The sequence below is a fragment of the Ruoffia tabacinasalis genome (assembly GCF_042652985.1).
GTDB lineage: Bacteria > Bacillota > Bacilli > Lactobacillales > Aerococcaceae > Ruoffia > Ruoffia tabacinasalis.
Genome location: NZ_JBHSHQ010000091.1, coordinates 1 through 773, shown reverse-complemented (window position 1 = coordinate 773; position 773 = coordinate 1). Strand labels below are relative to the sequence as shown.

Below are 773 nucleotides of genomic sequence, written 5' to 3'. Positions count from 1 at the left end.
GTATCAGTGATGTGAACTGGCAAGGCTATGATGCCTTGGTGAAACCTCGTACCAATGAGGTGAGTGTATGAACCATACTTTAGAATCCGTTTGTAGAGAATTACGACTAAGTCGTATACCTAGTTTAATTGATTCAGTTGAAGTTTCAAATAAAGAAGAATGGTTACTTGAGTTATTAATTCGTGAGGTTGAGGCTAAAGAAGAACGACGAATCCAGCGTTTAATTAAACAAGCGAAATTTTCAAGTCACAAAACCCTTGAAATGTTTGAATGGCACAACCAAATACTTGTACAAGATGAAGATACGAAAGAGCAGCTAACCTCTTTAGATTTTATTCAATCTCGCCAGAATGTAGTGTGTATTGGTGCCCCAGGTACCGGAAAGACACACTTAGCAACTGCATTGGGGTATAAAGCTTGTCAAGAAGGAATTGAAACGCGATTTTGGCGTGTGAGTGATCTTGTCATCGAATTAGAGAAAGCATGGAAAGAAAATCAATTAGAACGTTTCAAAAAGAAGTTTAACCGAGTTCAACTGATTATCTTAGACGAAATGGGCTATGTTCCATTTAATAAAAATGGTTCAGAATTACTTTTTCAATTAATTAGTGATTGGTATGAAACTAAAAGTATCATCATTACTTCCAATTTAGAGTTTAGCAGTTGGAACAAGGTATTTATTGATCCGCGCCTAACCTCGGCGCTAGTGGATCGTCTTATTCATCATGCACATATATTAACCTTTACAGGTGAAAGTTATCGATTGAAAAATG

At 36.5% G+C, this 773-nt stretch carries 1 protein-coding gene; it reads left to right on the top strand.

Annotated features, from left to right (window positions below; all coding sequences use genetic code 11):
* Positions 1 to 67: 67 nt before the first annotated feature.
* Positions 68 to 773 (top strand): IS21-like element helper ATPase IstB (gene istB, locus ACFO5Y_RS11750; protein ID WP_380706750.1); only part of this gene is annotated, 706 nt, incomplete at its 3' end.